The 1379-nt window shown below is 59.7% G+C and carries 3 protein-coding genes; all 3 read left to right on the top strand.

Annotation, left to right across the window (positions count from 1 at the left end; genetic code table 11):
• Positions 1 to 8: 8 nt before the first annotated feature.
• Complete coding sequence (locus A3OI_RS21605; protein WP_228702883.1) at positions 9 to 176, top strand: tyrosine-type recombinase/integrase; 168 nt, start codon at positions 9 to 11, stop codon at positions 174 to 176.
• Positions 173 to 1120, top strand: a complete 948-nt coding sequence (locus A3OI_RS0103710; RefSeq protein WP_018402993.1) for a tyrosine-type recombinase/integrase — start codon at positions 173 to 175, stop codon at positions 1118 to 1120. The genes A3OI_RS21605 and A3OI_RS0103710 overlap by 4 nt, the downstream gene beginning before the upstream one ends.
• Positions 1117 to 1379: phage integrase SAM-like domain-containing protein (locus A3OI_RS19265; protein WP_018402992.1), on the top strand; the 263-nt coding region annotated here is incomplete at its 3' end. The genes A3OI_RS0103710 and A3OI_RS19265, both read left to right, overlap by 4 nt.

Below are 1379 nucleotides of genomic sequence, written 5' to 3'. Positions count from 1 at the left end.
ACACACACGTGCTGCGGCGAACGATGGCAACGCAGCTACAGCGCGCTGGGGTCTCAGTCAAAGAGATCGCCGACGTATTGCGTCACAAGAGTCTTGACACTGCCTACAGCTACGCCCGTGTTGACGTGGAGCAATTGCGTGCGATGGCACTGCCGTGGCCCGGGAGCCCGTCATGAGCGCCCGGTTGTCTTGGATGGCGCGGGTCGAAGCGTACCTGGCGTATCGTCGTCGTAACGGATTCGAGCTAACCATCGATGCAACGCAGCTTCAGTCATTTGCCCGTTTCGCGGATGAGGTCTCTCCTGAAGGGCATCTGACGGTGCCGCTCGCTGTCGCATGGGCACAGACTTCGCAGCTTAAGGCGTCGTTTACCTGGGCGCGCCGCATCGGGATTCTTCGCGGTTTCGCCCGCTTTTGCCAGCGCGAGGATCCGGCGACGGAGGTTCCACCACGAAGTCTCTTTGGTTCGGCCCACCGGCGTCTCATCCCACACATCTACACAGAAGCCGAACTGTGCACACTGCTTGAAGCCACGCATGGCTTGGCGCCCACCGAGGGATTGCGTCCAGCAACTTGCCGCTGTGTTTTTGGCTTGCTCGCCGCGACCGGGCTACGCATCGCCGAAGCACTGACCCTGACCGCGGCTGACGTCGACATGGACAGTGGCGTTTTGCATATCCGCGAAGCCAAGTTCCATCAGCAGCGTCTCGTACCGCTGCATCCGAGCGTTACCGACTCGTTGCGCGCCTATGCACGACAGCGAGATAGGCTCGTGCCACGGCCATGTTGTGACAAGTTCTTCCTGCGTGATGATGGCAGCGGCGTAAATCAGCCCAGTATGCTGTATGCCTTACAGAGGCTGTGTCAGCAATTGGACTGGCAAACGCGCGGTGACTATCAGCGTCACCGCCTGCATGACATCCGGCACACCTTCATCGTGAGAAGCATGCTGCGCCTCTACGAAGAGGGCGTAGATATTGATTGTGCCATTCTGGCGCTATCAACCTACGTCGGGCACGCCAAGGTGAGCGACACCTACTGGTATGTCACCGGCATTCCCGAACTGATGGCGATCGCCGCCGAACGCTTCCACCTCTATACGCAAGGAGAGACGTTATGAACCCCTTGCTCACCGCGCCCACCGAATTCGGCGCGTTGCTCCAGCGCTTCTTCGCCGAGCGCTTGATCCAGCAACAGAACGTCAGCCCGCGAACAGTCGCTGCCTATCGCGATACCTTCAAGCTCTTGCTGAACTATGCGGGACGCGCAACGGGCAAGCCACCTGCCATGCTGGCACTGTGCGATATCGACGCAACCCTGGTGCTGGATTTCCTCACGCATCTCGAGACCGAACGGCACAACACGATTCGTACGCGCAA

This window comes from Marinobacter gelidimuriae (assembly GCF_000372805.1).
Lineage (GTDB): Bacteria > Pseudomonadota > Gammaproteobacteria > Pseudomonadales > Oleiphilaceae > Marinobacter > Marinobacter gelidimuriae.
The sequence above is the reverse complement of the archived record's forward strand: the minus strand, read 5'-3'. Positions and strand labels throughout refer to the sequence as shown.